This window comes from Mycobacterium sp. (genome assembly GCF_035570115.1).
Classification (GTDB): Bacteria; Actinomycetota; Actinomycetes; order Mycobacteriales; family Mycobacteriaceae; genus Mycobacterium.
On record NZ_DATMLH010000028.1, the window covers coordinates 1 to 8,165 of the forward strand.

7 protein-coding genes are annotated in these 8,165 nt (G+C 67.8%); 5 read left to right on the plus strand and 2 right to left on the minus strand.

Annotated elements, in window-relative coordinates:
* Positions 1 to 1,929, minus strand: a 1,929-nt coding sequence (locus VNW74_RS02075) for a PGRS repeat-containing protein (protein WP_349256798.1), incomplete at its 3' end; no start/stop codon positions are given.
* Positions 1,930 to 2,430: 501 nt separating this feature from the next.
* Here VNW74_RS02075 and ruvC point away from each other — a divergent pair.
* From ruvC to VNW74_RS02100, 5 genes are all read left to right on the plus strand, one after another.
* The gene (gene ruvC, locus VNW74_RS02080) at positions 2,431 to 2,985 is read left to right on the plus strand and encodes a crossover junction endodeoxyribonuclease RuvC (protein ID WP_325674955.1); all 555 of its coding nucleotides are present in this window, start codon (positions 2,431 to 2,433) and stop codon (positions 2,983 to 2,985) included.
* Positions 2,982 to 3,575, plus strand: coding sequence for a Holliday junction branch migration protein RuvA (gene ruvA, locus VNW74_RS02085; RefSeq protein WP_325674950.1), 594 nt, complete (start codon positions 2,982 to 2,984; stop codon positions 3,573 to 3,575). Before ruvC ends, ruvA begins: the two co-directional genes overlap by 4 nt.
* Entirely contained in the window at positions 3,572 to 4,636 is a 1,065-nt protein-coding gene (ruvB, locus tag VNW74_RS02090) for a Holliday junction branch migration DNA helicase RuvB (protein WP_325674951.1), read from the plus strand. The genes ruvA and ruvB overlap by 4 nt, the downstream gene beginning before the upstream one ends.
* 5 nt (positions 4,637 to 4,641) lie before the next feature.
* The gene (locus tag VNW74_RS02095) at positions 4,642 to 5,031 is read left to right on the plus strand and encodes a DUF1304 domain-containing protein (RefSeq protein ID WP_325674952.1); all 390 of its coding nucleotides are present in this window, start codon (positions 4,642 to 4,644) and stop codon (positions 5,029 to 5,031) included.
* 182 nt (positions 5,032 to 5,213) lie between these two features.
* On the plus strand, positions 5,214 to 5,861 hold the full coding sequence (locus VNW74_RS02100; RefSeq protein ID WP_325674953.1) for a hypothetical protein: 648 nt from the start codon (positions 5,214 to 5,216) through the stop codon (positions 5,859 to 5,861).
* A 71-nt stretch (positions 5,862 to 5,932) separates the two neighbouring features.
* Here the strand turns inward: VNW74_RS02100 and car are convergent.
* A partial coding sequence (gene car / locus VNW74_RS02105) for a carboxylic acid reductase (protein WP_325674954.1) occupies positions 5,933 to 8,165 on the minus strand: 2,233 nt, incomplete at its 5' end.

Consider the following 8,165-nt stretch of genomic DNA (forward strand, 5'->3'; position numbering starts at 1 on the left):
GGGGCCGACGCCGGCGCTGATCACGCCGATGCCGCCGCTGCCGCCGTGGCCGCCGTCGAAGCCGTCGCCGCCGACCCCGCCGGTGGCGGTGCCGCTAGCAGCGGCGTCGTAGGGGCCGGTGCTAGCGGGGCCGGCTCCACTGCCGGCGTCGATGAAGGCGCCGCCGCCGGCGCCGCCGGTGGCGCCGTCGGTGCCGCCGTTCCCGCCGACCCCGCCATTGGCGGTGCCGCCGGCGTTGGCGGTGAGATCATCGTGAACTACTGGGTTGGCGCTCTCGATCTGGGCGCCGCCGCCGGTGCCGCCAGCCCCGCCGGCGGCGGCGGTGTCGCCGGCGCCGCCGACTCCGCCGGCCGCGCCGGTGGCGGTGGCGCCAGTGGTGATCGTGCCACCGTTAAAGCCCTCGATGATGGCGCCGCCCCCGCCGCCTCCGCCGCCACCGCCGAAGCCGGGCCCGGTGGCAGTGCCCGCGGCGCCGTCGCCGCCGGCCCCGCCGCCACCGCCGGTCGCGCTGGTGCCAGTGATGGTGTCGATAGTCGCGCCGGTCCCGCCGGCGCCACCGTCGCCACCGGCGCCGTCCACACCGCCGTCGGTGCCCAAGCCACCTTCGCCACCGGCGCCGCCGGTACCGCCGTACTGCGCGATCTGGAAGTAGGTGTTGAAGCCCAAGTTGCTGCCCTGGCCGGCGCCGCCGCCGCCGCCTTCGCCGCCGGTGCCGCCGGCGCCGCCGCTGGCAACGCTGCCGAACTCACCCGTCTGGGTGCCAGCGGCACCACCGAGACCACCGGTACCGCCGCCCCCGCCAGTACCAGCGGTCAGGCCGGTACCGCCCGAGGCGCCGATACCACCGGTGCCACCGGTGCCGCCGACGCCGCCGGCGCCAGAGTCGCCGAACAGACCCGAGCCGGAACCACCGATACCGCCGGTACCACCAGTGCCGCCGTTAAAACCGTCACCAGTGACAGCATCGGTGCCACCGGTGAACCCGGTGCCACCTTGGCCACCGGTACCACCGTCGCCGAACAGGGCGCTGGTCGCGTTGCCGCCGTCACCGCCGGTGCCGGGGCCGGGACCACCCTCAATGCCGATGCCGCCTTGACCGCCAGTGCCGCCGATGCCGATTAGCGTCCCGCCATCACCGCCGGCCCCGCCTTCGGCGCCGGCCCCGCCTTCGCCGCCGACGCCGCCTTCACCGAACAGCCCGGCCGCCCCGCCATCACCGCCGGTCAAACCGGCTCCAGCGGGATTAAGGGCCTCGTCGTAGCCGGCCCCGCCGTCGCCGAAGAGCAACCCGCCCGCACCGCCGGTGGTGGAGTCCACCGTTCCGGCAGTGCCATTCCCGATCAGGAACTCGCCCGTCACCGTATTGATCGAATTGTCAATCGATTCACCGAACGAGCTGGTAATCCAGGCCTGCTCGAGGCCGTTAAGCAACACAGCAGGATCTGAGGACGAACCCAACGCCGACAGCGGATCGAGCGAGGACAACACCGACAGCGGATCGGACGAACCCAACGCCGACAGCGGATCGGCCGAGGCCAATGCCGACAGCGGATCGGCTGATGACGCCAGAGCCGCCAGCGGCTCGGTGGGCAACGCCAACGCCGAATCCACCGAACCTACAAGACCGCTGGTGCCCGCCAGATCAGCGGCAGGCAAGCTCAGGCTGGCTAAGTCCAGACCGGCTAAGGGATCGACCGCACTCGGAAGGGCGCTGGCGATGGCGTTAAAGATCGGATCAAGGATCACGTCAAACCCGTCGGCATGCGCCGCCGGCGCGGTGGCCAGCGGGCCCAGGCCTAACGCCAAAAACGCGCCGGCACTACCGCCCATACCCACCGCACGACGACGACGGCGCGCCTTGGCTTTGCTCAACCGCTGATTCCGCTTGCTGCTGTGCCGACCGGCCACGGCCAACCCCCCTAGTGACATGGTTTTTCCTCAGGTTGCGTTAAGCTACGCCTTAAGTAACAGTCCGAGAAGTCGAATTGAAAAAAGTTCTTGACAAATTTTCCCAAATCCGATCTTGAACAGTATTTGCGCTGGTCGCAGCTGTTTCCGCAACGCTCAGCATTGCGGTCCGGCCCGTATAGTTAACGGGCTATCCAGCTAGCTGAGTGTTCGAAAACTACCTGAGGCTTCGAAAAACGAAGCGACAGGCAGTGCTTCTCACCCAGCATTAAGGCGACCTCGAGCTTCGCTAGCCGACCCGGTTGACGGTTCGTTTGGGTTGACAATTCCGTCCGTGCTTCGCCTTCCGTGCTGGCCCGCAACGCGGGCTGCGCCAGCAGCGAGCGAGCTGCTGCTGGCCGCTGGACGGATCCTGAGGCCATGGTTCCGCGAAAGCGAATTGGCCGCCGCGTGTCCTACCTACCGCAGTCGGTCCCGAAGGTTAGGGTTATCGAACAGGCGTTCGGCAGGTGGGAGGCGCGGATGAGGGTGATGGGCGTCGATCCCGGGCTGACCCGCTGCGGCCTGTCGGTCATCGAAAGCGGGCGTGGTCGCCAGATCATTGCGCTGGACGTCGACGTGGTCCGCACCCCGGCCGATGAGCCGCTGCCGCGCCGACTGCTGGCCATCAGCGACGCCGTCGAGCACTGGCTGGACACGCATCATCCCGACGTCATCGCCATCGAGCGGGTGTTCGCCCAGCAGAACGTCTCGACGGTGATGGGCACCGCCCAGGCCGGCGGGGTGATCGCACTGGCAGCGGCCCGACGCGACATCGACGTGCACTTCCACACCCCCAGCGAGGTCAAGGCCGCGGTCACCGGCAACGGCGGCGCCGGCAAGGCGCAGGTCACCGCGATGGTCACCAGAATCCTTGGGCTGCAAGCCAAACCGACACCCGCCGACGCCGCCGACGCGTTGGCGCTGGCGATCTGTCACTGCTGGCGCGCGCCGATGATCGCCCGGATGGCCGACGTCGAAGCCAAGGCCGCCGAGCAGCGCAGGAAGTTCGCCGCGAAAGTGAAGGCTGCGAGATGATCGCCTCGGTACGTGGCGAGGTGCTCGACATTGCGCTGGATCACGTTGTGATCGAGGCGGCCGGCGTGGGCTACAAGCTGATGGCGGCCCCGTCGACGCTGGCGACGCTGCGCCGTGGCGGCGAAGCCCGGTTGATCACGGCGATGATCGTCCGGGAAGACTCGATGACGCTCTACGGTTTCCCTGACGGCGATGCCCGCGACCTGTTCCTGACGCTGCTGGGGGTGTCCGGCGTCGGGCCCAAGATCGCGCTGGCCACCCTCGCCGTCTACGACGCGCAGGCGCTGCGACGGGCGCTCGCTGACGGCGACGTCGCCGCGCTCACCCGGGTGCCGGGCATCGGCAAGCGCGGTGCCGAGCGGATGGTGCTCGAGCTGCGGGACAAGATCGGGCCGGTGGCCAGCAGCGCCGCGGTGACGCTGATCAACGGCCACGCCGTTCGCGGGCCGGTGATCGAAGCCCTTGTCGGACTTGGCTTTGCGGCCAAGCAGGCCGAAGAGGCCACTGACAAGGTGCTGGCCAATGAACCAGAGGCCACCACGTCGACGGCGCTGCGGTCAGCGCTGTCGCTGCTGGGGAAGACGAAGTGAGTCGGTTCGACGACGGCGACGATGATGCCGAAGACCGGGAGGTGTCGGCAGCCCTGACCGTCGGCGAAGGTGACGTCGACGCGAGCCTGCGGCCGCGCTCGCTGCGGGAGTTCATCGGTCAGCCGCGGGTGCGCGAACAGCTGCAGCTGGTCCTCGAGGGCGCCAAAAACCGCGGCGGCACACCGGATCACATCCTGTTGTCCGGTCCGCCGGGGCTGGGTAAGACGTCGCTGGCGATGATCATCGCCGCCGAACTCGGGTCGTCGCTGCGGGTGACGTCCGGGCCGGCGCTGGAACGCGCCGGCGACCTGGCGGCGATACTGTCCAACCTCGTCGAGCACGACGTGTTGTTCATCGACGAGATCCACCGCATCGCCCGGCCCGCCGAGGAGATGCTGTATCTGGCGATGGAGGACTTCCGGGTCGACGTCATCGTCGGCAAAGGCCCTGGCGCGACGTCGATTCCGTTGGACGTGGAGCCATTCACCCTGGTAGGTGCGACCACCCGGTCCGGCGCGCTGACCGGCCCACTACGTGACCGGTTCGGGTTCACCGCGCACATGGACTTCTACGAGCCCGCCGAGCTGGAGCGGGTGCTGGCGCGCTCCGCCGGGATTCTGGGCATCGAAGTGGGCGCCGATGCCGGTGCGGAGATCGCCCGCCGCTCGCGCGGCACCCCGCGGATCGCCAACCGGTTGCTGCGCCGGGTCCGGGACTTCGCCGAGGTGCGTGCCGACGGCGTCATCACCCGCGATGTCGCCAAGTCCGCGTTGGAGGTCTACGACGTCGACGAACTCGGCCTGGACCGGCTGGACCGGGCCGTGCTCTCCGCGCTGACCCGCAGCTTCGGCGGCGGACCGGTGGGTGTGTCGACGCTGGCGGTGGCCGTCGGGGAGGAGGCCACCACTGTGGAGGAGGTGTGCGAGCCTTTTCTGGTGCGGGCCGGCATGATCGCGCGCACGCCGCGCGGTCGGGTCGCCACCCCGCAGGCCTGGATCCACTTAGGGCTGGTGCCGCCGGCGAGGGCGGCTAGTTTGGGTCAACACGGACTATTCGAGTAGGGGACATGATCACTGCTGGATTGGTATTCGCGGCGCTGGCCGCCTTGCTGCACGTCTACATTTTCACGATGGAATCGCTGACTTGGACTAGTAAACGCACCCGCGCCGCATTCGGCACGACGGCCGAGGAAGCTGAGACCACCAAGCTGCTCGCATTCAACCAGGGCTTCTACAACCTCTTCCTGGCTATCGTCACCGGGGTTGGCATCACCGCGGTTGGGTTGGGGCACACAGGGATTGGCGCGGCGTTGATATTCGCGGGCGTCGGATCCATGGCCGCCGCGGCGGTCGTGCTGCTGGCGTCGTCACCGGACAAGGCCCGGGCGGCGCTGACCCAGGGCACTTTTCCGGTACTTGCGATCGCGCTTCTGGTGATTGGCCTCGTCACGCCCTAGGCCAGGTCACGCAATTCCGGGTTTTCGGCCGATAATTCCAGTGGTTTGCATGGCCCTTCCGCGTTTCCTGAGGGTCTGCCAAGAGAAGCAGTGGCGCGGGCACGCCGGGGTTACATCCCCGTCGCGTGGGGGTATCCAGCACGCGCTCGACACGTCGTGTCCACTGTTTGAGGAGACTCGTAATGACTGATTCGCGGTCAGGTTTCGGCAGCCTGCACATGCCGCGCAGCCGTGGCGCTGTGAGCGGACTGCTGCTGATAGTCCTTGGTGTATGGGGAGCGTTGATCCCCTTCATCGGTCCCTATTTCCATTTTGCTTACACCCCAAACCAACCGTGGGCGTGGAGCACCCCACGCGCCTGGCTGGAGGTTTTCCCCGGCGTTACCACCGCGGTGGGTGGCTTTTTGCTGCTGATATCGGGAAACCGTGCTACCGCGATGTTCGGCGGCTGGTTGACGGTTATCGCCGGCGCGTGGTTCGTCGTCGGTCGCACCTTGGCATCGCCATTGCGGCTCGGGGACGTCGGCCAACCGATCGCCGCGACCGACGCCAAGCGGGCTGTGCTCGAGATCGCCTACTTCTCCGGATTGGGCGCACTGATCGTCTTTTTGGGTGGTGCGGTCTTGGCGCGCGTCTCGGTCCGCACGGCGCGTGACCTCGAAAACGCGCTGTTAGCCGAGGAGGGGGAGGCGGCAGACGCCCCCGGTGCTCTCGCCGCGCCGGCGGCTCCAACTGAGGTAATGACCTCAGCCACTCCCCAAACGCACCGGCGGGAAGGCAAGGGCGGCCTTTTCCACCGCCGGCGACGCACCAGCACGGCGGGCAACTGATCTAGTGCGAGCAGACGCAAAAGCTCCCGACACGCCGTGGCGTGCGGGGCTTTTGCGACTGCTCGGCGTGCCTACAGCAGTCCGAGCAACTGCAGGTCGGTGATGTACTTGACGATGATCGGCGCCGAGACATGCGGGATGTCTTTGTCCGGCCCGATCTTCGCTTCCTGCACCGCCGCACGGAACCGGTCGGTCGGAGCCATCGACCCGTTGATCGGCTTGTCCGGCCGCTGGTAGTTGTGCAGCAGCGGCAGTAGCGAGCTGTTGCGCTGCCGTTCGGGCAGGGCCCGCAGCGTGGTCTCGAACCGCTCCAACCAGCTGGCGTAGTCGCCGACCCGCTGGACCGAATACCCGGCGTCGACCAGCCAGTCGACGAATTCGTCGAGGCCGATCCCGTCGTCATACGGGTTCATCACGTGATAGGTCTGGAAACCATCCACAACTTGGGCGCCCAAGGCCGAGATTGCCTCGGCGATGAACTCGACCGGCAGACCGTCGTAGTGTGCGGGCTGGCGGTGGCCGTCGCTGTCCAACTCGTAGAACGAACCGGGTGCGATACCGGTGGCGACCAGGCTGAGCATCAGCCGGGTGAACATGTCCGGCAAGTTCAGCTGGCCCGCATACGTGGTGTCGGCCAGGATCATGTCGCAGCGGAACACCGCGACCGGCAGGCCGCACAGGTCAGTGGCCTCGCGCAGCAGTACCTCGCCGGCCCACTTGCTATTGCCGTAGCCGTTGGCGTAGCCGTCGTTGATCTTGCGGGTCGCGCTGATCTCGCGGATGTCGGCGTCCTCGACGAACTTTGACGGCTTGATCTGATCGCCCACGCCGATCGTCGACACGTAGGTGTACGGCTTGATCTTGGTGGTCAGCGCAATCTTGATCAGCTCGGCGGTGCCCAACGCGTTGGGGCCGAACAGCTCGCTGTACGGCAGCACGTGGTTGACCAGCGCCGCCGGGTCGACGATCAGGTCGACGGTGTCGGCCAGCCGCTGCCAGGCCGCCGCGTCCAGGCCGAGGTTGGCCTCGCCCTTGTCACCCGCGATGACCTCCAAGTGATCGGCGGCCAGCTCACGGTAGTGCGCCAACAGCTTTGGGTCGCCGCTGTCGAAGGTCTTGTCCAGCCGGGCGCGAGCTTCTTCGTCCGACTTGGCCCGCACCAGCGCAATCACCTTGCCGTCGACGAGGTCCATCCGCTCCAGCCACTCCAAGGCCAGGTAGCGGCCGAGGAAGCCGGTCGCGCCGGTCAACAGCACGGTGCGCACCTCGGCGCTGGCCCGCGGCAGGTTGGCCGCGGCGGCCAGGGTTGGCGCATCGATGAACTTGTCGAGCGTGAGGTCACTTGCATGCACCTCGACCGCATCCCGGCCGTGCACCGCGGCGAAAGTCGGCCGCTTGCTGCCCCGTCGCTCGCCTTCGATGTAGGCGGCGATGGCCTGCAGGTCGCTGGCCGGGCTGACGATCACGCCCACCGGCACGTCGACGTCGAAGATCTCCCGCAGTAGGTTGCCGAATGTCAACGCGGACAACGAGTCTCCGCCCAGATCGGTGAAGTGGGCATCGGGCGTCAGATCGGATTTCGCGGCGCCCAGCATCGCGGCCGCGGCCCGGCTGACGGTCTGTAGCACCGGCGCGTCGGCGCCGCCTTGACGAAGCGCGTGCAGTTCGTTGGCCTGGCCTTCGGCCAAGTCGGCGTAGAGCTGTTCCAGGCGTTCGCCGTAGTGCTGCTTCAGCTTCGGCCACGCCAGCTTGCGGATGCCGGTGAGCAGACCGTTCTCCAGGGTGAACGGCGTGGTCTCGATGATGAAATCGCGCGGCACCTCGTAGGACTGCAGGCTGGCCTCTTTCGCGACGTTCTGCAGCGACTCGGCGATCGCCGACTTCGATGCGTTCACGTCCGTCGGCACCACGACCGCCAACAGGTAGGGCTGCGCGCTGTTGCCGTAGACGTAGATCTGCCGGACCACTGGGCTGTTGCCGAACACCGCCTCCAGCCTTGCGACCGTGACGAACTCGCCCTGGGCCAGCTTCAAGACGTTGTTGCGGCGATCGACGTACACCAATTGGTTGGGACCGACCTCGGCGACGACGTCTCCGGTCCGGTAGTACCCGTCGGCGTCGAACACGTCGGCGGTCACCTGGGGCCGCTTGTAGTAGCCGGGGAACATGTTCTCGGTCTTGAGCAGCAGCTCGCCCCGCGGGTGCGGCCGGTCGGTGCTGAAGTAGCCCAGGTCCGGGACGTCGTCGAGCTTGTAGTCGACGACGGGCGGCCGCTGAATCTCCCCGTCGAGCAGGACCATGCCG